Consider the following 23,492-nt stretch of genomic DNA (forward strand, 5'->3'; position numbering starts at 1 on the left):
CAACCGGGCGCACGGCAGCGCCCCGAACACCCAGCCAGCCGACCCACCGACCACCACACGAACGGACCCGCACATGCCCCAGCCCGACCCCACCGCCTGCTGCCCGGACGCCTACTACTGCCCCACCGCAGGGAAGACCGAGTGCCCCCGCCATCCAGGCTTCACCCTGTACTGCCCACACCCCAACGGGCACATCCCCATGGACCGGGCCGCCTGGCACAAGGCGCAGGAACGCTTGGAGCAACGCTGGCTGTGGGACCTGCACCGGCAGGTACTCACCAGTTGGCTGTGGGACCTGCATCAGCAGTCTCGTGCTCCCGTGGCCTGATGCAGTTGCGGGGTCGGCTCGGGCGCCGGACGATTCGCCACGCCAGGGCCAGTGCCATACGCCACGCTAGCCACAGTGCTATACGAGCCACTAGCCACCCCACTAGGGGCCGTGACCTATAGCACGCTAGGTGCCGTGCACGCCGCCACCACCACCGACGACGGCCCCGGCACCGCGCTGGGCGGGTGAATCGACACCCCGTCAACCGGCCACCGGCAGGTCCCCGCCGCGCCGCGCCGGGCGCTGTGTAGCCTCGGTGCCCAGCACCAGCACCAGCCCGCACAGGGAGGCCCCCCGATGCCCACACAGACCGTCCCGCTCGAACTCGTGGACCTGGCTGAGGTGAGACGCGCCGCCACCCGCCGCCGTGATGCGGTCGAGGGCGACGCCCTCGACCGCAAGGTCATCGTGATCGTCAACGGCAAGGGCGGCGTCGGCAAGAGCAGTCTGTCCGCAGCCATCGCCGTCGCCATCGCCAAGATCGGCAAGCGGGTGCTGCTGGTGGAGATGGATGAGCAGGGCAACAACGGCGAAGACCTGGGCTTCACCGGGAAACCGCTCGACGACGGGGGACAGGCCCAGGCCGCCGCGGTCCTCGAAGGCAAGCCCCTGGCGCCCACCGGCCATGCCCGCCCCAACTTGTTCGTCGTCCCCGGCGGCGACCACCTGGAGGACGTGGTGGAGGAGCTGTACGTCCAGCGCCGCCACGCCAAGGAAACCGGCGACACCACATGGATGAGCATGTACGCCGCCGCCCTCGACACCGTCCGGGACGACTACGACCTGATCATCCTCGATGTCGCCCCCGGCTCCGAAGTCCTCCAACTCCAGGCGCTCGTGGCCGGCGACACCGTGCTCATCCCGAGCAAGTCCGACCCCTCCAGCCGCAAGGGCCTGCGCACCGTCGCCCGCCGCTTCGTCACGGCGTCCGACCACAACGAACTGCTGGAACTCCTCGGCGTGGTCCTCTTCGCCACCAACAGCAGCGCCACCAAGGTCCAGCGCAACATCAAGGACAGCCTGGAGGCCGACCTCAAGGGCGCCGCCCCCGTCTTCGAGCAGACCATCCGGCACGTCGAGGCCGCCGCCGTCCACGCGCGCAAGGTCGGCAAGGTCCCCCAGGAACTCCGCTCCGACACCAGCCTGGACCCGGGCCTGCGCGAATCGATGAAGAAGCTCGCCGGCGACTACCAGTCCATGACCATAGAGCTTCTGCAGGCCCTCACCGCCCTCAACGAGCCCGCGGACGACGAAGCAGAAGAGGAGGGTGAAGAGGCGTGAGCGACACCGCGGAGACCACGTACACCGACGGCTTGCCCGACGACGACGCCCTGGTGGCGAACGCCTTCTCCCGCACCCAGCGCCGCGGCAGAGGACGGAAGGAGAAGCAGGAGCAGGCACCGGAGCCGCCGCCCGCGGCCGCGCCCGAGCCGGACGCCGGTGAAACGCCCGCACCCGAGGACGTTCGGGGCACCGCTGCTGAGCCCCTGGTTCAGGCGGCAGAACCCGACCAGGCCGGTCCGGAGGCCGAAGCGGCCGGGGTCGCCGTGCCTGAGCAGCGCGAGCAGGAGACCACCACGCCCGAGGCACCCAAGGCCGTACGGGCCGAGGTGGCCGTACGACCGGCCGCCCCACAGCCGGAGCCCACGTCGGCCCCGGGACTGGTCCACGCTGTGGCCCGGCCGCTCCCCGCGCCCCCTGCCGCCGCGGTGGGGGAAGGCCGGACCACCCAGGTCACCATCAACGTGTCCTCGTCCGTACGCGACCGGTTCGCCGCCTACCAGCTCGCGCAGAAGATCGAACGCGGCGTCGAGCCCACCAACGCCGTCGTCGTCAAACGCGCCGTCCTCCACGCCCACCGCAACGACCTGTGGGGGCAGATGAGGGAGCACGTCCGGCACCGGCAGGCCCCGGCGTTCGAGGAGGACGACGACCCCGACGGCCTGTTCGGGGACGTGCCGACGGCCGGGCAGGCCGTCCGGGGCCGGGCCCGGGACACGGTGCAGCAGTCGTTCCGGCCGTCCCTGGCCGAACTCGCGCGCTACGACCAGCTCGCGGCCGAGTACGGCTTCGACAACCGCAGCGAGTTCCTGGATGTCGCCCTGGAGTTCTACCTGCCGCAGGCCGAGGCCAAGCGGCGCCGCTGATACGCCCGGTTGCCCGGTGCCCGCCCCTTCGGCCCTCGGGGGCGGGCACTGCTGTTACTGGTGGATACGCCAGATCACAGAGTTACTACATGATGTAAAACAAGGTCGCCCGATCGGGTGATGATGCGGAATCAGTCTTCCGTCTTGGCGTCAACGCGGGGCACCGTGGCCCCTGTTCCGGGATCGGGTCCCTTCGGGAACCCTCCGGGACCGCCGGGGCGCGGGGCCTGGCATGCGGGTCGCAGCCCCGCCTCTACCGGGCACCGCCGCCCTGCGCGCATCGAGGACTCGCCACCGCCCTGTCTGTCCGTTCTCTACCTGGCCCGGGAGGTTGCGCGGTACGCTGACCGCGTCGTGCGGGCCGCGCGCCCACCCGAAGGCTCGCGCCACCGTGGAGCACGGCCGCCGCTCGGCGCCCCCGAGTCCCGGCCGGAGGATCACCCGCACGCTTGTGCGAGGCGGCGGATGATACCCCGCCCCACCCGCCGCAGATGGCCCAAACACCCCGCCAGGCATCGTCACGTTGACGCCAATTCTCATGTACGCACATGCCACCACCCGCGGGAAGGTGTCACAGTGGCCTGCACAGGGGTACGGGCCGCCCGGCACCCGCGCCCCGTGAAGGCCCTCCCCTTCCGAGCCGGGTGGAGACGCCATGTCCGCTGCGGCAGGATCACCTCTCGCGCCCCCGGGGCGCCCCCATCTCCGGTCCGTCCCGGCCGGCGACCACCAACCCGACGACGAGGAGCGCGTGCCCATGGCCCAGCCCGGCGCCGCCCTCCCCGACCCGGCCCTGGTCACCCTCGCCCTGCGGATCCAGGGCATGTTCATCAACCGCGGCCTGTCTCTCGCCGACCCCGAGACCGCAGAGGCATACGTCACCTCCGTGGACGCGCTTCGCCTCATCCTCGACGGGGCCCGCGCCACCGGCCTACTCGGCGACGAGCAGCACGCAACGCTCACTGGCATGTTCGACGCGGCCGGGACCGTCCCCGGCGTTCTGTGACGCACCGTCACCCGTGGTGCTCGCCCGGGACCCAGCCCAGGCGACACCACCCCACCGGCCGCGCACCGCGCGCCCCACGACCACGCACAGGTCACCGCTTCCCCCTCGTCTGGTGACCGTACGAAATTCCCGTACCGGAACACGCCAGGACGTGTCTGATCCGGTCAACGCATGCCATCATGGGGCGTCCGGAGGAGACCCGGAGTGACCGTCTCCGGCCCGAGTGCGCCCGCGTGCCCCTGAGTTGGACCCTGCGCCCCCGCGGCTGGGGCATGGGGATGGGGGACCATCATGGGGATCAGCGAGGACACCATCGGCAGCACCGCTGCGTACGCCGCGCGGAACGTCGCCGACCTGGCAGCAGCCCAAGGGGCGCTGCGGGGGCGCCCGACGGACCCCTCCGGCCGGACCCGTCCCACGGCCGGCGCCCCGATCGACCTCGGCATCCTCGACCACATGATTGCCGCCCGCGACGAACTCGTCGAGCACACCCGGGCCCACACCGACGTGACGGCACCGGTCCCGCGCGAGCACGCCGCCGTGTACGCCTGGTACGAGCAGCACACCCCGCACCTCGATGACGCGGCCCGCCGCGCGGGCGAGGCCATCGTCTACCGGCAAGCACTGGAAGCCGCCGTTCTCGCCCGCAACGCCGGGGCGCTGAGCCCCGAGCGCTGCCCCTCCTGCCGCTGCTTCTCTCTGCAATGGGTGCCCGACCTGAATGCGGCGGTGTGCAGGAACACCGTGTACGACAGCGACAAGCGCGGCCGGCCGCGCCGGTGGACCCTCGCGCAGATCGCCGAGAACGCGGTGCAGAATCGTACGGTTCGGGCTGCAACCTGACGCCCTGTCCGTGAGTCTAGGATTCGAGACGCAATAGCTTCACGTCTCGTTCACGAAACGATCACAACTGAACAGCCTTACTTCCACGGCCTGGTGAAGCTGCGACGCCTAGGCCAGCCGATGGGAGACCCTCAGTGGCCGCTCTTCACTTCAATCCTCCGGTCAGCGATTTGATCTCCCTCAAGGAGGGTGTCGCCCTCCTGGCGGACACCGGACACCCGGTGACGTACAAGCAGCTCGCGCACCAGCTCAGGGGTGTGCAGCGTGAACGGCGCGGTCTGACCGACTACTACCGCGCCTCCGACGTCTTCGTCGCCCACCGCGACCTCGTCGATCGGACGCTCAACTAGCCGGCCGCCCGGCCGCCCAGCCCCGACCCGGTTCCCCCCACCCGGGCGGGGCTTTCTGCTGTCCAAGACAGCCGAACTAAATGCTTGTGCGTGTATTCATTTACGGGGTAGTCTCGTAGAGCACACCCCGACCGCACCCACATCCGCGGCGGTTGAGCATCCCCGGAGGCACCCATGGCCGTACTCACGCACGCCTACGCGCCCACCACCGACACCGTCCCGACCGCCCTGGCCACCACGGCGGCCCCCACCGCGCGGACCGTACGGGCCGACGCCATCGACCCCGCCGACCTGGGCCCGGAACAGGCCGCCCTGGCCAGCGACGCGCTGTGGGAGCTCGGAATCGAGGACGGCCTGGTCGTCAACGGTGGCGGCAACCCGTACGTCGACCTGCGCCGCGCCCGCTCCGCCGCCGCGGCCGCCGTGATCGGCCTCCACCTCGGCCCGGCAGACGAACTCGCCCAGTGCGGCCCCTGCCGCCGCATCACCGCCGACCGCAACGTCCACGAGGCCGACGACGGCGTCCTGCGCTGCACCCTCCCCGACCCGGACGGCGCCACCTGCCACGACAAGTGGCTCGACAGTCTCTGACCCACCCCGCCAGCGCCGCCCGGCCACCGGTCGACCCCCGAGGTCCCGGGGCCGGGCGGGCACCCCACCCGACCACGCGCCACCACCCGCAGGGGCCGCCCGATGCGCACCACCGAAGACATCCTCACCACCACCGCCGACACCCTCGCCTACACCGGCCTGTGGACCGGCGACCACTTCGCCCACGGCACCGCCCTCACCGTCACCGCCGCCATCTACCACGCCGCCACCGGCCACGTCCCCGACGCGCTGCACGCCGACGACGACGCCGCCCTCGCCCTCATCACCGCCAACCCCCAGACCATGTACGCCATTCAGGCCCTGTCCGACTGCCTCGACACCGAGCCGCCCACCGACGGCGACACCGGCCGGCCCGACCACATCGAGCACATCGAGCGGTACGCCGCCGAACCTGCCCTCGGCGCCGACGCCCCGCCCACCACCAGCGAGGTCATCGGCCGCATCCTCCGCGCCGCCCACACCCACGACCACCCGAAGGGACAGGCCGCATGAGCACCAAGTCCGCACGCAGACGCCGGAACGCTGCCGCCCGCGCCGCAGGAGGCCGCACGCAGAAGACCGCCCGGCCCCGCCTCGGTCTCGTCAAGCTGACCAAGCCCCTGCCCGTGCGCACCCGGACCGTGTGCGAGGACGCCGACCGGCGCATCGCCCACGCCGCCATCGCGGCCACCGAACGCGGCATCCCCGCGTCGGTCGCCGGCTGGCACACCGAGGGTGCCGGCGAGGTCGTCCAGCGCACCGACTACGCCACCGTCCTGCGCCACAGCGGCACCGTCGGTGACCCGTTCACCGCGCTGATCCTCTGCGCCCAGGGCGCCGAGCACGCCTTCCTCATCCGCGGCGCCAGCGACCTGGACGGCGCCCGCCGCTCCACCGCCACCTGCACCACAGCGCACGCCGACCTCCACGGACTCGACCAGCCCATCCCGTCAACCGCGATGGCGTTCTACGGCCGCTGGATCCGCGTCCACACCCTGCAGCAGGCGAAGGGAGCCTGACCGGCATGACCACCACGTCCACCACCATCGAGTGGACCCGCAACGACGACGGCACCCCCGGCCGCACCTGGAATCCTGTCTCCGGCTGCACGAAGATCTCCGACGGGTGCACAAACTGCTACGCCGAGACGATCGCCGAACGATTCCGCGGCAGCGCCGCCTTCCCCCACGGCTTCGACATCCGCGTCATGCCAGACCGGATGAACGACCCGCTGAAGTGGCGCAAGGCCACCCGCGTCTTCGTCAACTCCATGTCCGACCTGTTCCACTCCGAGGTCGACCAGGCGTGGATCGCCGAGATCTTCGGTGTGATGGCCGCCGCCCGCCGCCACACTTTCCAGCTCCTGACCAAGCGGCACGCCCGCATGCGCATCCTGCTCACCGACAAGGAGTTCATCGCGCAGGTCCGCTCCCGCGCCCTCGGCAAGGGACTCCCCGAGGGCGACTGGGCGTGGCCGCTGCCGAACTTGTGGCTGGGCGTCAGCGTGGAGAACCAGCAGTGGGCCGACATCCGCATCCCCGAATTGCTTCGCACTCCGGCCGCGGTGAAGTTCCTGTCGTGCGAGCCGCTGCTCGGCCCGGTCGACCTGACCCGCATTCCGTTCCGTGGGGACGTCCAGTACGTCGTGGACGCGCTCCGCGGCCGGTACGGGCTGCGGGAGCCGAAGGAGCTGTTCTGCTTCGGCATGGCTAGCCTCACCCCGATCTCTTGGGTGATTTGCGGCGGCGAGTCCGGCCGCAAGGCCCGCCCCATGCACCCCGACTGGGCCCGCTCGCTGCGCGACCAGTGCGCGAAGGCCCGCGTCCCCTACTTTTTCAAACAGCATGGGGAGTGGGAGCCCCTCGGCCCGCTGTACGGCGAGCTGGAGGAGACCGACGACGGCCATCTGGAAGCCATCGGGCTGGAGGTGGTCGAAGGCAAGCGGGTGATCCAGCTCGAATCGGATGGCTACATCGCCGAGGGACACCAGCCCGCCGACCCGCGGACCTGGTTGATGGCCCGCGTCGGCAAGGGCCGCGCCGGTCGCCTCCTGGACGGCACCGAGCACAGCGCCTTCCCGGCGGTGACCCGATGAGCGGGCGCCGCGGCCACAGCGACAAGACGAAGAACATCAAGGAGTTCCGCCTGGTCATCACCTGGCCCGGACGGAAGCCGCAGGTCTTCACCACCCGGGACCGCAAGAGGCTCCGCTCGGTGCTGACCCAGAACCTCGACCAGGGCGCCCGCATCGAGATGCAGGAGCACGCCGGCTTCGGCGTGTTCACCACGACCAAGCGGTACGAGCCGCAGCGCGGGAGGGCGAAGGCATGACGCTGAAGCTCAAGACGGTGGTCGGGCTCGACCCGTCGCTGACCGGTACGGGTATCGCGTCGTCGCTGGGCTGGTGCGAGGTGATCGGGTACACGCCGCGCCCCAACCCGCTGACCGGGAAGCGGGAGGACCACATCACCAAGCTGCCGCACCGAGAGCGCATGGCCGCGATGCGGGACGTCCGCAACCGGGTCGTGACGACGATCGGCTGCCCGGACCTGGTGGTGATGGAACTCCCCGCCCCGTCCCGCTCCGGCGGCGGCGCCCACGAGCGGGCGTGGCTGTGGTGGGAGCTGTACTACACCCTCACCGGCGGGTACGTCCCGGTCGCGCTGATGCCCAACAACGGGCGCGCCCTGTACGCCACCGGCAAGGGCAACGCGTCGAAGACCGCCGTCGTGGACGCCGTCGCCCGCCGGTGGCCGCAGTGGACGACCGAGGGCAACGACAACGCCGCCGACGCCGTCGTGTTGATGGCCGCCGGGAAGGACTGGCTGAAGCAGTCCGTCGGCTCCGTCCCGCAGACCCACCGCAAGGCGCTGGAGAAGACGATCTGGCCCGAGTTCCTGGACGCCGAGGAGGGAGAGGCGGCGTGACCCTCATCGAGCTGTTGCCCGTGCAGGGCTGGGAGAAGCACGCATCGTGCCGCCGCGTTGATCCGGAGCTGTTCTTCTCGACCAAGTTGGCCGATCAGGAACTGGCGAAGATGGTCTGCCGGGGCTGCCCGGTACAGCCGGACTGCCTGGAGTGGGCGCTGGAGACCGGCCAGGACCACGGGATCCTCGGCGGCCTGGACGAGAGCGAGCGGCGAGCGCGGCACGGCCGGTGGAAGCGGCCGCCCGAGGGCGCCAAGCACACCACCCGTGCGCAGCAGATCGCAGCCGACCCCGACCGGCTCCTCGCTTTCCTCGCCCAGGGCCTGACGCCGGCCCAGATCGCCCGCGAGTACAACACCAATGCCGGCTCGATCAACGAGGCCACGGCCATCGTGAAGCGCCAGGCCCCCGCCGTGTACGCCGCGGCCACCACCGGATCGGAGACCACGTCGTGAGCACCCTGACCACCGCGCGGGACCGCGGTGACCTGGCCGAGGCCATGCTGCCCGTCGCCGCCCACCTCGCGTGCATCGTCCACGGCGACGGCGGCCCCCAGGACATCCGGGAACAGCTCGCCGCCCTTGATGCTGCGCAGAAGGACGCGCTGATCGTGGTCCTGGCCGGCCTGACGGACCCGGACCAGTCGATTGCCGCCACCTTGGGGTGGTTGGACTTCGAGGAGCACGGCTGGCCAGCCACCCCGGTGCCGGACGACCGCACCACGCTGCGGCAGTTCGCCGACCAGCACGCCGGCGACACCGAAGAGGGCGATGCCAGCCTGGTGGACGAGGTCGCCGTGAAGGCGTACCTGGCCGGCCGTCGCGTGGCCGTCACCCGCGCGGAGCGCCTGGAGGCCATCACCCGCGGCCTGGGCGCCGGGATGACCCTGACCGACTTCGACGCACTGCACGGTCTCGGCAAGTCGACCACCCAGCACTTCGTGGACCGGGAGCGCAAGCGTGCCGCCAAGCGGGGCGAGCAGTTCCCGGAGTTGAAGAGTGCCAGCGCGCCCCGGTCGTTCACGGCGGAGGAAGTGCTGGACATGCGGCAGCGGGTGGCGGCCGGTGCGACCGACCTGGACGTCGCCGTCGTGTACGGGGTGCGACGGCAGGTGGTGCAGCGGATCGTCTCCGGTGGTTCGCATGCCGAGGTCGGCGGCCCGATCCGGTCCAGGCAGAAGGGCGGCCAGCGGCCCGGCTCCCGGGAGTTCGTGAACAGCCGGCTCGTGGGGGAGGCGCTGGCCGAGGCGAGTTGACCGACCAGAACCCGCTAAACGATTGCGCGTGTATTCATTTATCGGGTAGTGTGGGCCCCACACCACACGAACCACCCCCGGGGGAACCGATGAAGGCCACCGCGCGCCAGACCAGCCTCAAGACCACCACCGACCTGGTCCGCGCGATGGACAACCGGCGCCCCGTCACCATCACCTACACCAAGCAGGACGGCACCGAGACCGTTCGGACCGTTGAGACGTTCGAGATCAGGACCACCAAGCAGGGCGCCGTCATCCTGCGCGCCATGGACCGCCAGAGCGGCGAGGCCCGCACCTTCACGGTCTCCTCGATCCGCGCCTACACGGTCCACAGCGGCACCTACCAGGTGGAACTCCCCGACACCGAGACCCCCGCCCGGCCCGCGCCGCGCACCGTCGCCGCCCTCGTTGCGTTCGAGATCGCCCGCGACGAGCGCCCCGCGACCACCGCCGCCCACTTCGCGCCCGCCGCCTGACCCGCCAGGAGCCCAGCATGCCGACCATCACCCCGGCGGAGACGCCCGCGGCCCGCCAGACCCGCCACGCCCTCACCGCCCTGGCCACCGCCAGCACCGACCGCAGGCGCCGCATCGCCGAGTACGCCGAGACCTACCTCTCCCAGGTCGACCGCCGCGTCCTCCCGGTCGCCTACAGCCTGCCCATCGCGGACGACCGCACCAACCGCGCCGACGCCTACCGCATGCGCGGCGGCGATCAGTTCGCCCGGATGCTCGGCATCGCTTGCCACCCGGCCGACCCGAACCTGCCCGACACCGCGCGCGCCGTTCTCGCCGACGTCAACGCCCCCGTCGACCGCCTCGTGCACGCGGCGCTGGCCACCGGCGCCCCCGGCGCGGTCGCCCTCCTCCACTGCCTCGGCGCCTCCTGACCGGGGAAGGACCACCCACCATGACCGAACAGCGGTTCACCGGCACCCCCGCCCAGGTCCACGCCTTCCTCTTGGAGCACTTCACCGAGGGCGCTGTACTTGCCTACCAGCAGGAGATCGGCGCCGTAGCCATCACCGAGGCCGTGGACGACGTACAGACCGTCCGCGCGCAGGCCGACAACGAGGGCCTCTACAACGGCGACTGGCGCGAGGGCTGGGACGACTTCTTCGACCGCATCAACCCGGAGCCGAACTGCCCGTCGCCGACCACCCTGTTCGCGCCGCCCGCCTGACCGCCGAAACCCCCAGGACGGGGCCGCCGCCGGCCGCCGGGTCGCAGCCCGGCGGCGGACCTCCCCGTACAGCAGATCCGATCCCGGAGGACTCCGTGACCACCACAACGGCCCAGCCCGGCACCACCTCCGGGCTCCCCACCGCCAAGGGCTTCCTCCCCGTAGGCAGCCCCGCGCACGTGTGCATCGGCTACAACCGCGCCTGCAAGGTCGTGCGGATCGTCGTCCCGGCCCGCGCCGAGGGCCTGACGGACGCCATCACCGACGACGAGATGGACGCCATCGCCGACACGCAGAACGTCCGCCGCCCCGGCGGCACCGACACCCGCGAAGCCGTCCGCGCCGCACTCCTCCCGCCGTACGCCGCCGACGCCACCGACCAGCAGATCGCCGAGGCCGTCGAGGACGGCGCCCAGCGAGGCCGGCCCTTCCAGTACCGCACCCTGACCGGCCGCACCGTCCTGTGGGTCCCCATCCCCCTCGACGGCACCGAGACCGACATGCCCACCCCGACTGCCGAGACCGCCTGAAAGGCCAGCCGCCCATGCCCGATACCACCTGCGCCGAGGCCCGCGCCGCCGCCCTGTGCGAGGCCGGGTGGGAGCTATGCTCCCCCCAGTGGCTCGCCGCCCACCCCGGCGAGTGCGGCACCGCGCCGCGCGTTCCCGGAGACGGGGACACCTCCCACTGGCACCCGACGGTCACCCGCGCCGAGGTGCTGACCGAGTCCGCCGACGCGGTGAACGAGCTGTACGCGCCCGGAGAGGGAGCAAAGCTCCAGCAGTTGCGGTCGGTCCTGAAACTGCGCCGCATGGCCGCCGGGCAGGTGCAGGCCGCGCCGGACTTCTTCCAGCCCGGCCACACCTACCGCCTCGGCCACCGGCACACGTTCCGCTGCACCAGCTCCGACCTGAACCCGGGCACTGGTGAGCGGCATGCGATCGGCTGGGCCTACGACACACAGACCAGCCGATGGCGGGTCACCGACCTGACCAGCGCCAACTGGCGCGGCGACTGGACCGAGGTCACCGAGGACGGTGGCCGGTGACTACCACCACGGCCGCACCGTACGCCTGCCGCTGGTGCGGGATCGGGGAGCGCGAACACATGCAGCGCTCGAAGCCACCCGTGGGATGGCACCCCTGGCAGGCGCCCACCCAGGAGCAGATCAAGACCCGCATGCTCCTGCGCCGTGCCGCCCGCCTCGCCGAGCGGGCCGCGCGCAGGCAGGCCCTCTTCCACGCCACCGGCTTCTGGACTGGCAGCTCCCTCAGCCCGGAAGACGAGGGCGAGTTCATTTGCCGGGACTGCGGCAGCCCCGCTTGTGCGCGTCTTGCCCGCGTTCAGCGCCACCTCGACCGCATCCGCTGGCCCCAATCCTGGCGCGAACCGTTCCTCTTCTGAAAGGCACCCGCCCACCCATGTCCACCACGCCCCGCCCCGACTTCGCCCGCTACGCCGTACGCCACGGCGACGGCCGCTGGCTCTACCACCTGCCCAAGACCGACCCGAACACCACGCTCGCCGTCCTCGCCGACGGCCTGGCCATGACCCAGGTCGGCGACACCACCTGGTGGGCCACCGACCATGAGGTCACCCGGATCACCGTCTCCACCCGGACCTACCCGAAGCCCGTCCGGTACGTCCTTCACGACCCGGACACCGCGTCCGTGAAGTACCCGTCCGAGCTCACCGTGGCGGAGTGGGAGCAGCGCCGCGAGGCCAACAACGGCATCGTCCCCGACAGCCTGTGGGACATGTACAAGTCCGTCACCGCCGAGCAGCCCCCCACCGAGACCCACATCGACGGGCCCTTCACCGTCCTCGACGGCAGTGAGCCCCCGGCCACCGGCGCCCGCACCTGGCACGTCAACCTGATCGACTCGATCACTCAGCGCCCCGAGTACGCCCACCTGTTCCCCGGGTACCTCGACGGACTCGACGAGTACATCCACAAGCTCATCGACAAGATGCCGCGGGTCCGCTTCAACTTCAACGGCTACCAGGGGCGCTCCGGCCTTCACGTCACCCTCGACGTGCCGTTCGAGCAGCCCGTCACGAAGTGGCAGGCCAACATCAGCGCGAGCACCGGGAAGAAGCTCAAGAGCGGCCGTACCGTCCCGGTCACCGCGCGCCGCGAACTCGTCCTCCCTGTCCCGCGCAGGGTCACCGGCAGCAACTACGCCGAGGCCATCGCCGAGTGGGACCGGCAGGTCGCCTTCTGGACCGGCCTGGTCACCGAGGCGAACGTCGCCGCCTGCAACCACTGTGGCGGCACCGGCCACGTCCCCACCGGCGCCGAGCAGTACACCGTCGGCCGCCTCCTGGACGGCACCGAGCAACCGGCATGACCAGCCCCAACGGCCTCGAGGGCCCGGCACCCACCACCGGTGCCGGGCCCGACCGCGTCCTCATCGACGCCACGCAGGCCCGCGCCCAACTCCAGGCCCTCGCCGTCGACGGATACCCCGTCACCTGGCTCGCCGCCCGCATCGGATGCGCCGCATCCGGCCTCGGCCAGATCCGCTCCGGCCAACGCGCCCACACCCACCGCAGCATCGCCGCCCGCATCCACGACCTCCACCACCAGTACGCCGGCACCCCCGCCACCGACCACAGCGTCCCCGACCACGACTCGTCCATCACCCGCACCATCGCCGGCCGCGAACACTGGACCACCATCACCCCCACCACCAGCACGCCACCGCCCGCCCGTATCGAGGACCGCTTCCTGGCCCGCACCACCCCCACCGCCGATGGGCACCTGCTGTGGAACGGGCTCCCCGACCTGTACTGGGAAGGCCAGCGGCACAAGCCCGGCCGGGTCGCGTTCCGGATCCGCACCGGACGCGACCCCGTCGGCCACGTCACGGCCGACTGCGGGCACCCCGGATGCGTCCACCCAGGCCATGTCGAGGACGCTGCAGGCCGTAAGCGCCTCCGTGAACAGCTCCGCGCCATCGGCGGCCTGCGGGCCGCTACGGGGCGCATGACCGCCCAGACCGCCCCAGGGGCTCGGGAAACCGCAGGTCGCACCCATACCAATCAGTAACAACAGGGCTCGGCCCGAGAGGAAAACTCGTGACCACCCCGCCACCCCACCCCGTCGACCCCAGCAACGTGATCCAGATCCACCCCTCCTACGTCGGCCACCAACCCGCCGCCTCCGTACCGGTCTGCGGTACCCGCGACCTCACCTTGCCCGGCGGCCCGCCGTGCGGTGAGCCGGCCATCGTCCACATCCGCTGGCAGGGCGACGTTCAGCACCCCAAAGCCACCCTCGCCTGCCCCGCCCACGCCGAACAAGCCCTCGCCCGCCTCGCCTACTGGGCACACCACCCCGCCACCGCAGCCTGCACCAGCGCCAAACCCACCTGGCACGACACCCACTGCACCCAGGAAGGCACCCAATGACCACCACACCCGACACCACCGCCGACGAGGAGCCGTGGGCCGCGATGCGCGACGCCTCCTGGTACGCGCGCCCGAACGTCCACACCGCCAAGGTGATCCACGTCTCCGGTCGCCCCGCCCGTGAAGGCATCCTGTCCCGCTGCGGCCGATCCGTTCTCAACCGCGACCTCACCTGGACGCTGGAAGACGCCCCCGAACACGCACGCTGCCGCTCGAACGGCTGCCGCCAGGCGTGGCCCGCCGCCACCGCCCCGGCCGGCGGGGGCGACCCGCGATGACCGCCTTCGTCCGCGCCTTCCTGCAATGCGACTCCTGCCACGAGCACTGGGACACCGCCACCGTCCCGTCCGCCCGGACCATCACCGAAGCCCGCGAGGAGGCCCGCCGCGCCGGATGGACGCGCCGCAAGGGCCGCGACCTGTGCCCGTACTGCGCCAGCGAGGAGGAGCCCCCGCGATGACCGACCCCACCACCTCGGGCAACCCGGCACACCCGGACACCGGGAACGCTTGCCTCGGCGACCTCACGGGCCAGCACCTCGGCTGGGAAATCCACATCACCGACCTGACCATGACCAACGCCGTGCGCGCCGTCTGGGTGCTCGGCATCGCTGAAAAGGAGATCGGCGGCGAACGCCTGATCGAGATCAGAGACGCGCTCGCCCGGCCCGGCGCCATCACCCTGTTCCGCTACCCGCCGGACACGCCATGCAAGGCCACCCGCAAATTCCCGCAGCCCCGCCGACGCAGGAGGACCACATCGTGACCGAGCCCACGCCCGCCCCGGCCCCGGTGGACGAGGCGCTCACGCAGCGCGTCGCCGAGGCCCTGCTGACCGTCCAACTCCGCCTAGGCCCCAATGCCCTGACCATGGCGCAGCGCGGGGAGCCGATCCGGCTGTCCCTCGGCGAGGCAGACACCGCTGCCGCCGCCGTGCTGGCCGAGCTCGCATCCGAACTCGCGTCCGTCCGGATGTACAGCGCGCTGTCCGCCGCCAACGCCCGCTACCGGCTGGAGATCGACCGCCTCACCGGGCTGCTCGGCCAGTACGCCGACCGGGCCATCGCCAACGGACAGCGCGCCGAGCAGGCCGAGGATCTGCTGCGCATCGCGCACGAGACGTCCAACGCGTCCGAAGCCGCCCGTGCAGCAGCCGTACAGCGCGCCGAGGAAGCCGAAGCGCAACTCAGCCTGATCGACGCCATGCGGCAAGCCAACCCCGAAGCGGCAGGCGCGGGCATCCAACGCGCCGAGCAAGCCGAGACTGCGCCCGCCGGGATCCCCCTCATCTGCTCCGACGAACGCCACCAGGCCAAGGTGGCCGCACTCGAAGCCGAGGTACAGCGTCTAGCCGAACTCGTCGAGGCGCAGCGCGCCGTCATCGAGCGGCAGGCCCGGGAAGCCCTCCCCGCCACCGAACCGGGCCAGCGCCGCCCCCGCAAGAACCCGCCCGCCACCAAGGAGGCATGACGATGCCCGCCGCACCCAACCCGCTCACCGTCATCACCCGCGTCCTGGAGGACTGCCGGACCCTCATCCCCGCCGTCCAGGCCGAGCACGTCCTCGCCGCCATCCAGTGCCTGTACGTGCCCCCGCCGCCCGGCAGTGACCGCGACAAGCTCCCCGACCAAGTCCTCGCGCTCATCACCCTGCCGCCGTACCTGTCGACCGCCTGCCAGACCGCCCAAGCCCTGGAAGCCGTCACGCCCCCGCCAGGGCGTGACCTGAGCGACTGGACGTGGGCAATGCACACCACGTGTCGGCTCACCCGCAAGCAGGACATGGCGCCCTGCCGGTGTGCCTGCCACGGTACGGGCCGTCCGATAGCACCCGCCGTCGGCGACGCCTCCGACCACACTCAGTCAGGGGAGTAAGGCTTCGTCGTCCTCGTCGTCCTTGTCGTCTTCGCTGGCGGAGCCGTTCTTGCGCGGCAGCAGTATGGACTCGGCAGCCCGCCATACCTGGACGGTGTCGGTATCGAGGCATGCGGCGATGTCGCGGACCGTCAGGTCCGGGTCTGCCCAGAGCTGTGTCAGGAGGCCAGTGTCGATCTCGGGAAGGTCGTCGCGCGTGCGGCTTTGGTAGCCCCCGCGCCAGCGGGGTGCTTTCCCCCTGGGGTAGAGGGTGGCGTACCAGCGGGCTGCCCATGCCGGATCGCTGCGGCGGACGGCTTCGTACACCTCCAGTGGGACGCCGAGTGAGGCGGCGGCTTTGGCCGGGTCTCCTGTGGAGCGCAGGGCGCGCAGGAAGCTTTCCTTCTCCTCGGTGGCCAGGGCCGGCTGGGCAGGGCCGGCGCCGGTGGCCAACGCGGCGACGGCGGCAGCAGCGGAGGCGAATAGCGGGTCTTGCCGCCAGGTAGCCAGTCGCTGAGCGGGGACGGCTGCGGCGATGGCGGCGGCGTCCGGGTTTCCACCTTCGATCAGCAGGGCGGCCAGGTAACTGGCCTGCTGGGCGCGGGCCCGCAGGGGCAGCGTGTAGCGGCCGCGCAGGGCGAGGAGTTGGGCGAGTTCGGGGTCGCGTTGAGCGCGCTGGGTGATCTGGCCCATGCGTACGCCTGCGACCGATGCCGCTTCTTCCGGGGTCTGTCCGGCTTGGAGAGCTCGTTTGACGGTGGCGAGTTGCTCTCCGCGCAGTCCGCGGTAGCGGTTGGTCTCCTCGTTGTGCGCGCGTCGGCAGGCCGGCCCGCGACAGCCGGCGCGCCAGGCGGTGGGCTTGCCGCATTTGGTCGCGCCGCGACAGGCGGAGTCAGTCACGGGTTGGTCTTGCGGGTTCATCGCGGGGGACAACGATCGTGGGGCCGGGAGGGTGTGTCTTGCGGGGCGGAAGGCTTACAGGGGTCGTTTTTCGTGTGGGCTTGACCCCTGCCGAATTAATGTGGCACACTAATTCATGTCAGCAGGAACCAGCCCGGAAGGGGACCACGATGGACACCAAGACCGCCGCCACCGAAGCCAAGGTCACCATCGCCACCATCCGCTCCTGGGCCCGCAACGGCGTCATCACCGCCACCAAGCAGGCCGGCCGCTGGGTCATCGACGCCGGCTCCCTCGCCCACCGCCTCGCCATCGCCGCCCTCAAGGCCGCCCGCCGCACGCCGAAGGCGATCGCCCTGACCGTGGAGAACCTGACCGCGATCGGCGGCCGGCTGTGGGAGAAGAACGGGATGCGCCGCGTCTACATCAACGACTGGACCCGCTACCTGCCGCTGGAGATCGAGCAGTACAAGACCGGCAACATCTCCTGGGCCGCCTGGAACGGCGAGGAGATCGCCAACCGGCAGGCGCTCCTGCTCCTCGGCTCCCTCGACAAGGTCTGGTTCGACACCGCTGACGGCAAGCTCCACGCCCGTCTCGGCTCCAGCGAGTCCCGCGTCGCCACCCGCAGCGAGGTCTTCGCCACCGTCAACGCCGGCATCCGCGCGGCCGTCGCCGCCCTCTGACACCGCACCACCCGCACCGCCCCGATGTCACCCTCAACCGGAAACGGACACCACGCCATGGCCACCACCACCGCCGTCACCATCCGCGAGTGCACCGACCCCATCGAGCTGTACCGGCACTACGACGGCCAGTCCGAGCCCCAGCCGGCGTACATCGCCCTGGACCTGGAGGACGCCCGGATGTGGGCCACGTACAACGCGGAGATCGGCAACGCCGTCCCGTTCGACGTGTTCCACGGCATCGAGCGCCGCTACGGCATCCCGCTGCTGACAGCGCAGGCCGCGAACCGGGTGATGGAGGAGTTGCGGCCGCTGGCGGAGCGGATCCTCGCTGACTCCACCGTGGACTGGGACGGCAACAACAACGTCGCCACCCTCGGGGCGGACGCGCAGGCCGCCGAGAACGAGATCGCCGAGAGGCTCGGCAACGTCTTCAACCCGGGCCCGGTCGACGCCTACTTCGACACCGACGACGTCATCGCCGTGTGGGACATCGACGGCGCCGTCAACGGCGACGAGGCCGAGGAGTACGGCATCACCGCGGCGACCACCGACGAGCGCCTGGACGAGATCGCCGCCGACATCCTGTCCAACCTCGCCTCGTGCGGAGAGGGCTCCACCGTGGTGTGCGAGGGCCTGGACGCCCACCTGCGGGGCCTGCGCGACGAGATGCTGCGGCAGGACAAGGAGGTGTACTGGTCGGTGATGCGCGGGCCCTCCCCGGACGCGTACGCCGTGCAGCCCGAGCCGGCCGGGATCGCCATCCCCGAGACCGTGCTGGAGTGGGCGACCGGCCACGGCCTGAGCATGGACGACCCGGACGTGTACCTGGTCGTCGCCCCGCAGGAGGGCGCGACGGACATGGACGGCGAGATCGACTGCATGGAGGGCGAGCTGACCGACACCGAGGCGGTCGCCATGCGCACCGCCCTGGACGCGAAGGACGCGGACGAGGACCACTGACCTCACCGGCCCGTCGCCCCGCATAACGTCCACGTCGCGGCCCCCAGCACCGGTAATGCCGGGGGTCGCGACGGCCGTCACCCTACCGAACAGGAGCCCCTTCCCATGCCCGCTGGACGCCCCGCCACCACCGGCGAATCCCCCATCGCCCGCTTCCGCGCACGCGGCCCCCTCGCCGACCGCCTGGAGGCCCGCCGCGCCTACCCGGACGTCCGCAACGAACCCGTCTACGGCGGCCCCGTACCGAAGGACGGCGAGCTGCCCCAGATCGGCACGGTCGCCGCCCGGGACCTGGCCGTCTTCTACGACCTGCTGAACACCGAACTCGCCGCGGCCGCCGCCGAGCTCCACCGCAGCCAGGTGGTGATGATCCTGGACGCCGTGTGGTCGCTGCTGCCCACCGCCCACTGGATCACGAACGCCTCGGAACTCCTCGCCGCCGAGGTAGAGGACGCCTACGGCGACGACGAGGACGGCCCCGACTGGCACCGCAGCAACCTCGCCTCCACCATCCGCTCCTGGCCCCGCCTGCGCGCGTACGCCGTGCTGGAGGCGTGCCTGGCCGTCCGGGACGCTCACGCCGGCGACGACCTCGACACCGCCCTGGCCAAGGCCGGCCTCCTCCCCAAGGGCGCGCAGCGGTGAGCAAGGTAACCACTGCCAGGACTTCCGCGCCCAGCGGGTGCGCCGAGGGCGGCTCCTACTGCGGTACCCCCACCGGCTGGCGCCGCGGCGGACGTTGCGTCCGCTGCCGCATAGCCCACAACGCCGAGGCCGGACGATACCGGGGGCTCACGGAGGACGAGCGCACCACCTTCCTGGCCGCACTCAACGCCGGACGGACCGCAGATGCCGCCGCCGCCCACGCCGGTGTGTCGCTGAAGAAGCTGGCAGCGGCATCAATTCTCGACGGCGAGTTGCGTGCCGCCTTGGACGGCATGCCCCCGGAGGTGCAGAAGGCCGCACGGATGGGCGAATACCTCGCGGCCCTGACGCGCACGGGCGGATCCGCCCAACTCGCCCTGACCATCACCGGACTCACTTCCAACCGCCTTGCTGACTACCGCCAGCAGGAGCCGGGCTTCGCCGCCGCCGAGGAAGCCGTGATGGCGTGGCTGCGTGCGACCAAGGCCGCCGCGGTACGCAAACTCTCCGAAACCCGTTTGGATGAGGCGGCCAGCGTGTTGGAAGGAGGGGGATCAGTGACGGAAGCAGCAGAGGCCATCCACACCAGCGCCACGGCACTGCGATACGCGGCGCGCCGACACCCCCGTCTGGCTGCGGCGCTCCCGCCCAAAACCAACGCTGGCCCCAAGAGTTCGCTGACGCCGGACCGGGAGAAGGTCATACGGGAACTGTGGGGGGATCTGTCCATTCCGATGGCCACCATCGGCAAGCGCCTCGGCGTCGCCGGACACACGATCTCCCGATGGGGGAAAGAACTGGGACTTCCCCCACGGCGCGCCACCGCTCTCGCCGGGCACCGTCTCCCACTTCCCCGCAACGAGGAATGACCGCCGACGATGACTGCCCCCACCATCACCGCGCCCCAGCTCCCCGCGATCCGCGCCGAACTCGCCGAGTGGCTCACCGACACCGGCCCGAACGGCGGCCCCGTCGCCTGGTCCGAGGGCTTCGACGGACAGACCGCCGTCCAGGAGCGGGCCAACGCCGGACGGTGGGCCGCCTCGCTGCGCGCCGCCGAACTGTTCTTCGTCGCCACCGACATGACCCGCCTCGCCGTCGCCGCCGGCGAGGCCCTCCCCGCCTACCGGCTCCACCCCGAGGAACTCCCCGCCCAGCACGGCCTGCTGATGTGGGAAGAACCCGTCAACCAGGGCCTGCGCGGCGGTGAGGCCACCACCGCCCCGGTCATTGCCGTCACCTGGGCCGTGCGCACCGGCGGGGTCGCGGTGCGCACCTGGGTCCACCGCGAGGACTGGCTGACGTACATGGCCGAAGGCGACGCCCGGGCCGGGATCCGCGACCTGACCCCCGACGAAGTCCGCGCCGTCCGCCAGCGGTACCCGCAGCCCATCACCGCCATGGCCGAGACCTGGCTGCCGTTCGGGAAACTGCCCGGCTGGCTGTTCTCCGCCCCGCCGCCGGGCCTGTCCCTGTACGAGCAGGAGGACCGGGCCCGCACCCTGGGCTGGCTTCAGCAGGTCGAACGGGCCCTCGTCGTCACCTGGCTGCTCATGGGCCAGACCCTGGCCACCGCCCGCGACATCGAGCCCCCACGGTCCGCGGTCAAGTTCATCCGCCGTATCGACCCGGGCATGCTCGCCGCCACCCGGTACGTCCAGTTACGCCACCGCGGGTTCGGCCCCGAAGCACAGGCGGACGCCGGCGGCCCGGGCCGCACGTACCAGCACCGGTGGCTGGTCCGAGGCCACTGGCGCAACCACTGGTATCCCTCCCGGCAGGACCACCGGCCGATCTGGATCAACACCCACGTCAAAGGCCCCAACGGGGCGCCCCTGCTCGACCCGGACAAGCTCGTCAACATCCTGCGCCGGTAACCACCCGGCGAGACTTCCGAGTGGCCCCCTCCATGCGAGGGGGCCGCTCTATATGCGTATGCCGATACCGGGCATTCGACCCAAATTCCTCTACGATGCCGAAGGTGAAAACTCAGGTCCAGGTGCGTCTCCTGCAAGCCCTCCACCAAAGGGGCGTACCGCCAACGGAGATCGCCAGCCGGTTCGGTCTCCCGCTTCCCGTGCTACGCGGCGTCCTCGGCTTGCAGCCCGGGAGAATCCTGACAGCACCACCCATGCCCACGATGTCGCTGCCGCCGTGCGCCGTTCCAAGGTGTTACGCGATGAAGGCCCGCGCACATCACCTGTGCGAGCGCCACTACTTCCAGTGGTACCGGACCGGGCGAATCGGGCCGGCCGAGCAGACTTACGGGCGCCGGGGGTGCGCTCAGCCAGGATGCCTGCGCCCCCACGAGGCGAAAGGCTGGTGCAAGCAGCACTACAACGTCTACGTCTACGCCCCGCATCGCCAGCACTGAGCCAGGTCCGCGGGGCGCCGACTCTCGCACCTGGGGCCGTAGGGTCGGTGGCATGACCGGCCCGTTCCGCCCCGCCGATTGGGAGCCTGACCCGCCTGTGGTGCGCGCCTCCCACGGCGCCCCGAAGAGTGACGATCAGCCGTGGTGGCGCCTGCAGCCCGGCGAGCGCGCCCCGGACGGGACGATGAAGCGGCGGTCCGTGGTCCATGGCGGTACGTGTATCGACTGGCCGGCCGGACGGCATCCGCCGGGCTGGACCCATCACACTCGGGCTGAGGTGCGTCGGCTGCTGTCCCGGCCGGAGGAAGTCGTCCCGTGCGAGAGGTGCCGGCCGTGGATCACCGTGTACCCGCGCGGCTCGTACCGGCCCTCTGGGGACAGTGAAGGGCCCCGGCCTCAGCACACCTGAAGGCCGGGGCCCCAGCCCGCGGTATGACCACCCGGGCAGGTCCCACACGGTACCGCCCGGGCCGAGCACCGTCACGGGCCCGTCAGCGTTGGGCCGGTATGGGCAGGGCGCGCAGGTAGAGGCGGGCCCGGTTGTGGCAGGTGACCGTCAGGCCGCCGTCGCGACGCTGCACGGCCCGCAGCTCGGCGGAGCGGCCCGCGGTCAGCACGTGCGCCATGAAGGCGTCCGCGTCCGCCAGCCCATACGGACCGCTGACCGCCGGGGCCTGAACGCCGGGGGCCGGATCACCCTCCACCGGCTGCTCCGGCTCGCTGTACCGGTCGCCCGGGGCGGACTCCGCGGTGATCTGCCACCGGAACTCCCCGCCCGCGGTCAGCTTCACGGCGACACCGTACGGGTACCGGGTCTCACCCGTCTCCGCGAGGGGGGCGGCCTGCGCCACCGCCGGGTGCGCGCCGAGCTGCTCGAGCACGAACGCCTGGAATCGGTCGGGTCTCAAGATGGTGGCTCCGTTCAGTCGGTGGTGGTCGTGGTGGCGTTGGGGGTCCGGCCGGCCAGCCACTGCTGGTAGTACAGCTCACCGGCTTCATCGGCTGTGCCTCCGGCCACTGAGTGGCCGAGGGCGATCCCGAGCGCTCCCCGGAGCCCGATCAGTTCGCCGGTCACCTGCTCTCGGGCGTGCGCGGGGACCAGGTCGTTGTCGAGGCGGCTGCGGCGCCGGTCGTACTCGCGGGCCAGAGCCTCCCGGATCCGCACCAACTCCGGGTCCGGGCTGTCGGCCGCGAGGCGCTCGTTGATGGCGTCCCGCAGCGCGGGCAGTACGTCCGCGCGCAGGCCGACATCCGCGGACCACACCTGCGTGTCCCAGTACGAGATGTCCGGGAGGTGCAGCAGCACGTGGTCCGGGATGCCCGGGTCGGGGCTGATGGTGGGTTTCTCGGTCACGGCTGGGCCTATTCCTGCTCGATCAGGTGGCGCGGGTAGATGTTGAGGATGGTGATGCAGTCCCGGCAGCAGTCACCCTCCCCGGTGGCGGGCCCCCGGGCGACGGCGCGGCCGCACAGCGCCACGCCGTTCCCCCACTCCTCGGTGCCGGGATCCCAGATGAGGACGGTCAGATGCCGGTCGACCCGCTCAGTGGCGGGGTCGAGGGGCGCGACCGGGACGACGTACTTGCGGCCGGGAACGTAGTCGTCGAGGACGGCCGGCTTGCCGGTCAACTCGTGCCCTCGGTGGCGCTGGTGTCGAGGTCGGTGCCGCCGATGATGAGCCGCAGGCGGGCCCGGGGCGGCACCGGGTCCCGGCCGGGGATCGGCCAGTCGTCCGCGCGGATCCCGTACACGGGCGGCTTCCACAACGGGCCGCGGCGGGCCCGGTAGACGGTCTCCCAGTCCGCTTCGAAGTACGACGGCAACAGCCCACCGGCATTCGGGATCGGCTCCGGGGAGCGCCCGTTCTGCTCCCGCACCTGCTCCCGCAAACGGGTGAGATGGTCCTGGTGGCGGGGGCAGAAGTAGTGGAGCTTGTGCCAGCCCGTGTCAGGCAGCTTCTCCACCACGTACTCGGACGCCGTGTCGCCGCAGATGCCCTTGGTGTTCCGAAAGTCTTCCTCGTCCCGCC

38 protein-coding genes are annotated in these 23,492 nt (G+C 71.4%); 33 read left to right on the plus strand and 5 right to left on the minus strand.

The features are described 5' to 3' along the window. The first annotated feature begins 73 nt into the window (after positions 1-73). From ITX44_RS36810 to ITX44_RS36945, 28 genes are all read left to right on the plus strand, one after another. Entirely contained in the window at positions 74-328 is a 255-nt protein-coding gene (locus ITX44_RS36810; RefSeq protein ID WP_205363657.1) for a hypothetical protein, read from the plus strand. A gap of 297 nt (positions 329-625) precedes the next feature. Further along, complete coding sequence (locus ITX44_RS36815) at positions 626-1,609, plus strand: ParA family protein (protein ID WP_205363659.1); 984 nt, start codon at positions 626-628, stop codon at positions 1,607-1,609. Next, positions 1,606-2,475, plus strand: a complete 870-nt coding sequence (locus ITX44_RS36820) for a hypothetical protein (protein WP_205363661.1) — start codon at positions 1,606-1,608, stop codon at positions 2,473-2,475. Before ITX44_RS36815 ends, ITX44_RS36820 begins: the two co-directional genes overlap by 4 nt. Before the next feature lie 757 nt (positions 2,476-3,232). Continuing rightward, positions 3,233-3,481 (plus strand): hypothetical protein, encoded by a 249-nt coding sequence (locus ITX44_RS36825; protein ID WP_205363663.1) that lies wholly within the window; start codon positions 3,233-3,235, stop codon positions 3,479-3,481. 291 nt (positions 3,482-3,772) lie between these two features. Further along, positions 3,773-4,324 carry a hypothetical protein gene (locus ITX44_RS36830; protein ID WP_205363665.1) on the plus strand — a complete coding sequence of 184 codons (552 nt, stop codon included), beginning with the start codon at positions 3,773-3,775 and terminating at the stop codon, positions 4,322-4,324. Positions 4,325-4,458: 134 nt separating this feature from the next. After that, positions 4,459-4,674 carry a hypothetical protein gene (locus ITX44_RS36835; protein ID WP_205363666.1) on the plus strand — a complete coding sequence of 72 codons (216 nt, stop codon included), beginning with the start codon at positions 4,459-4,461 and terminating at the stop codon, positions 4,672-4,674. A gap of 174 nt (positions 4,675-4,848) precedes the next feature. Next, the gene (locus tag ITX44_RS36840) at positions 4,849-5,265 is read left to right on the plus strand and encodes a hypothetical protein (RefSeq protein WP_205363667.1); all 417 of its coding nucleotides are present in this window, start codon (positions 4,849-4,851) and stop codon (positions 5,263-5,265) included. A 102-nt stretch (positions 5,266-5,367) separates the two neighbouring features. After that, positions 5,368-5,778 (plus strand): hypothetical protein, encoded by a 411-nt coding sequence (locus tag ITX44_RS36845; protein WP_205363668.1) that lies wholly within the window; start codon positions 5,368-5,370, stop codon positions 5,776-5,778. Continuing rightward, the gene (locus tag ITX44_RS36850; protein WP_205363669.1) at positions 5,775-6,284 is read left to right on the plus strand and encodes a hypothetical protein; all 510 of its coding nucleotides are present in this window, start codon (positions 5,775-5,777) and stop codon (positions 6,282-6,284) included. Before ITX44_RS36845 ends, ITX44_RS36850 begins: the two co-directional genes overlap by 4 nt. A gap of 5 nt (positions 6,285-6,289) precedes the next feature. After that, complete coding sequence (locus ITX44_RS36855) at positions 6,290-7,360, plus strand: DUF5131 family protein (protein WP_205363671.1); 1,071 nt, start codon at positions 6,290-6,292, stop codon at positions 7,358-7,360. Beyond that, positions 7,357-7,596 (plus strand): hypothetical protein, encoded by a 240-nt coding sequence (locus ITX44_RS36860; protein ID WP_205363673.1) that lies wholly within the window; start codon positions 7,357-7,359, stop codon positions 7,594-7,596. Before ITX44_RS36855 ends, ITX44_RS36860 begins: the two co-directional genes overlap by 4 nt. Then, positions 7,593-8,192 carry a hypothetical protein gene (locus tag ITX44_RS36865; protein ID WP_205363674.1) on the plus strand — a complete coding sequence of 200 codons (600 nt, stop codon included), beginning with the start codon at positions 7,593-7,595 and terminating at the stop codon, positions 8,190-8,192. Before ITX44_RS36860 ends, ITX44_RS36865 begins: the two co-directional genes overlap by 4 nt. Continuing rightward, positions 8,189-8,647, plus strand: coding sequence for a WhiB family transcriptional regulator (locus ITX44_RS43150; protein WP_372441085.1), 459 nt, complete (start codon positions 8,189-8,191; stop codon positions 8,645-8,647). The genes ITX44_RS36865 and ITX44_RS43150 overlap by 4 nt, the downstream gene beginning before the upstream one ends. Beyond that, positions 8,644-9,447, plus strand: a complete 804-nt coding sequence (locus ITX44_RS36875; protein ID WP_205363676.1) for a hypothetical protein — start codon at positions 8,644-8,646, stop codon at positions 9,445-9,447. Before ITX44_RS43150 ends, ITX44_RS36875 begins: the two co-directional genes overlap by 4 nt. An 89-nt stretch (positions 9,448-9,536) precedes the next feature. Then, the gene (locus ITX44_RS36880; RefSeq protein ID WP_205363683.1) at positions 9,537-9,923 is read left to right on the plus strand and encodes a WYL domain-containing protein; all 387 of its coding nucleotides are present in this window, start codon (positions 9,537-9,539) and stop codon (positions 9,921-9,923) included. Positions 9,924-9,940: 17 nt separating this feature from the next. After that, positions 9,941-10,336 (plus strand): hypothetical protein, encoded by a 396-nt coding sequence (locus tag ITX44_RS36885; protein WP_205363685.1) that lies wholly within the window; start codon positions 9,941-9,943, stop codon positions 10,334-10,336. A gap of 20 nt (positions 10,337-10,356) precedes the next feature. Further along, positions 10,357-10,629 carry a hypothetical protein gene (locus tag ITX44_RS36890; protein ID WP_205363687.1) on the plus strand — a complete coding sequence of 91 codons (273 nt, stop codon included), beginning with the start codon at positions 10,357-10,359 and terminating at the stop codon, positions 10,627-10,629. 95 nt (positions 10,630-10,724) lie between these two features. Then, positions 10,725-11,159 carry a hypothetical protein gene (locus ITX44_RS36895; RefSeq protein WP_205363689.1) on the plus strand — a complete coding sequence of 145 codons (435 nt, stop codon included), beginning with the start codon at positions 10,725-10,727 and terminating at the stop codon, positions 11,157-11,159. 14 nt (positions 11,160-11,173) lie between these two features. Further along, the gene (locus tag ITX44_RS36900; RefSeq protein ID WP_205363691.1) at positions 11,174-11,677 is read left to right on the plus strand and encodes a hypothetical protein; all 504 of its coding nucleotides are present in this window, start codon (positions 11,174-11,176) and stop codon (positions 11,675-11,677) included. After that, positions 11,674-12,033 (plus strand): hypothetical protein, encoded by a 360-nt coding sequence (locus ITX44_RS36905; RefSeq protein WP_205363693.1) that lies wholly within the window; start codon positions 11,674-11,676, stop codon positions 12,031-12,033. Before ITX44_RS36900 ends, ITX44_RS36905 begins: the two co-directional genes overlap by 4 nt. Before the next feature lie 17 nt (positions 12,034-12,050). Continuing rightward, on the plus strand, positions 12,051-12,980 hold the full coding sequence (locus tag ITX44_RS36910; protein ID WP_205363695.1) for a hypothetical protein: 930 nt from the start codon (positions 12,051-12,053) through the stop codon (positions 12,978-12,980). Then, positions 12,977-13,681: a hypothetical protein gene (locus ITX44_RS36915; RefSeq protein WP_205363697.1), complete on the plus strand. Its 705-nt coding sequence runs from the start codon at positions 12,977-12,979 to the stop codon at positions 13,679-13,681. Before ITX44_RS36910 ends, ITX44_RS36915 begins: the two co-directional genes overlap by 4 nt. A 29-nt stretch (positions 13,682-13,710) precedes the next feature. Next, positions 13,711-14,043, plus strand: coding sequence for a hypothetical protein (locus ITX44_RS36920; RefSeq protein WP_205363698.1), 333 nt, complete (start codon positions 13,711-13,713; stop codon positions 14,041-14,043). Continuing rightward, entirely contained in the window at positions 14,040-14,321 is a 282-nt protein-coding gene (locus ITX44_RS36925; RefSeq protein WP_205363699.1) for a hypothetical protein, read from the plus strand. Before ITX44_RS36920 ends, ITX44_RS36925 begins: the two co-directional genes overlap by 4 nt. Continuing rightward, positions 14,318-14,503: a hypothetical protein gene (locus ITX44_RS36930; protein WP_205363700.1), complete on the plus strand. Its 186-nt coding sequence runs from the start codon at positions 14,318-14,320 to the stop codon at positions 14,501-14,503. Before ITX44_RS36925 ends, ITX44_RS36930 begins: the two co-directional genes overlap by 4 nt. Beyond that, positions 14,500-14,808: a hypothetical protein gene (locus ITX44_RS36935; protein WP_205363701.1), complete on the plus strand. Its 309-nt coding sequence runs from the start codon at positions 14,500-14,502 to the stop codon at positions 14,806-14,808. Before ITX44_RS36930 ends, ITX44_RS36935 begins: the two co-directional genes overlap by 4 nt. Continuing rightward, on the plus strand, positions 14,805-15,512 hold the full coding sequence (locus ITX44_RS36940) for a hypothetical protein (RefSeq protein ID WP_205363702.1): 708 nt from the start codon (positions 14,805-14,807) through the stop codon (positions 15,510-15,512). Before ITX44_RS36935 ends, ITX44_RS36940 begins: the two co-directional genes overlap by 4 nt. A gap of 2 nt (positions 15,513-15,514) precedes the next feature. Beyond that, entirely contained in the window at positions 15,515-15,916 is a 402-nt protein-coding gene (locus tag ITX44_RS36945) for a hypothetical protein (RefSeq protein ID WP_205363703.1), read from the plus strand. Here the strand turns inward: ITX44_RS36945 and ITX44_RS36950 are convergent. Continuing rightward, the gene (locus ITX44_RS36950; protein WP_205363705.1) at positions 15,905-16,795 is read right to left on the minus strand and encodes a hypothetical protein; all 891 of its coding nucleotides are present in this window, start codon (positions 16,793-16,795) and stop codon (positions 15,905-15,907) included. The genes ITX44_RS36945 and ITX44_RS36950 overlap by 12 nt on opposite strands. 170 nt (positions 16,796-16,965) lie before the next feature. On the opposite strand from ITX44_RS36950, the gene ITX44_RS36955 reads away from it, so the two are divergent. The 5 genes from ITX44_RS36955 to ITX44_RS36975 all read left to right on the plus strand — a co-directional run bounded on the left by ITX44_RS36955 (position 16,966) and on the right by ITX44_RS36975 (position 20,966). Continuing rightward, positions 16,966-17,481 (plus strand): hypothetical protein, encoded by a 516-nt coding sequence (locus ITX44_RS36955; RefSeq protein WP_205363707.1) that lies wholly within the window; start codon positions 16,966-16,968, stop codon positions 17,479-17,481. Positions 17,482-17,538: 57 nt separating this feature from the next. Then, complete coding sequence (locus ITX44_RS36960) at positions 17,539-18,444, plus strand: hypothetical protein (protein WP_205363708.1); 906 nt, start codon at positions 17,539-17,541, stop codon at positions 18,442-18,444. Positions 18,445-18,549: 105 nt separating this feature from the next. Beyond that, positions 18,550-19,089, plus strand: coding sequence for a hypothetical protein (locus ITX44_RS36965; RefSeq protein ID WP_205363709.1), 540 nt, complete (start codon positions 18,550-18,552; stop codon positions 19,087-19,089). After that, complete coding sequence (locus tag ITX44_RS36970; protein WP_205363710.1) at positions 19,086-19,958, plus strand: COG3415 family protein; 873 nt, start codon at positions 19,086-19,088, stop codon at positions 19,956-19,958. Before ITX44_RS36965 ends, ITX44_RS36970 begins: the two co-directional genes overlap by 4 nt. A 9-nt stretch (positions 19,959-19,967) precedes the next feature. Further along, a complete protein-coding gene (locus tag ITX44_RS36975; RefSeq protein WP_205363711.1) occupies positions 19,968-20,966 on the plus strand; it encodes a hypothetical protein in 999 nt (332 codons plus the stop codon). Positions 20,967-21,954: 988 nt separating this feature from the next. Here ITX44_RS36975 and ITX44_RS36980 read toward each other — a convergent pair. From ITX44_RS36980 to ITX44_RS36995, 4 genes are all read right to left on the minus strand, one after another. Then, a complete protein-coding gene (locus tag ITX44_RS36980; protein ID WP_205363712.1) occupies positions 21,955-22,371 on the minus strand; it encodes a hypothetical protein in 417 nt (138 codons plus the stop codon). 14 nt (positions 22,372-22,385) lie between these two features. Beyond that, a complete protein-coding gene (locus ITX44_RS36985) occupies positions 22,386-22,817 on the minus strand; it encodes a hypothetical protein (RefSeq protein ID WP_205363713.1) in 432 nt (143 codons plus the stop codon). Positions 22,818-22,825: 8 nt separating this feature from the next. Beyond that, positions 22,826-23,092: a hypothetical protein gene (locus ITX44_RS36990; RefSeq protein WP_205363715.1), complete on the minus strand. Its 267-nt coding sequence runs from the start codon at positions 23,090-23,092 to the stop codon at positions 22,826-22,828. Further along, positions 23,089-23,492, minus strand: a 404-nt coding sequence (locus tag ITX44_RS36995) for a hypothetical protein (RefSeq protein ID WP_205363717.1), incomplete at its 5' end; no start/stop codon positions are given. The genes ITX44_RS36990 and ITX44_RS36995, both read right to left, overlap by 4 nt.

Source organism: Actinacidiphila acididurans, assembly GCF_016918855.1.
In the GTDB taxonomy this organism is placed as follows: domain Bacteria; phylum Actinomycetota; class Actinomycetes; order Streptomycetales; family Streptomycetaceae; genus Actinacidiphila; species Actinacidiphila acididurans.